Consider the following 238-nt stretch of genomic DNA (forward strand, 5'->3'; position numbering starts at 1 on the left):
GGAGGCGACCGCCCCAGTCAAACTGCCCACCTGACACTGTCCCCGCACCGGATTACGGTACCAGGTTAGAACCTAGATACGATCAGGGTGGTATCCCAACGTTGCCTCCACAGAAGCTGGCGCTCCTGCTTCAAAGGCTCCCACCTATCCTGTACAGATCGTACCCAAATTCAATATCAAGCTGCAGTAAAGCTCCATGGGGTCTTTCCGTCTTGTCGCGGGTAACCTGCATCTTCAC

At 55.0% G+C, this 238-nt stretch carries 1 rRNA gene; it reads right to left on the reverse strand.

Features of this window, described 5'->3' with window-relative positions:
- A 23S ribosomal RNA gene (locus WFI24_RS34305) occupies window positions 1-238 on the reverse strand; the annotation flags it as partial.

It is taken from the genome of Paenibacillus sp. USHLN196, assembly GCF_037144955.1.
GTDB lineage: Bacteria > Bacillota > Bacilli > Paenibacillales > Paenibacillaceae > Paenibacillus > Paenibacillus xylanexedens_C.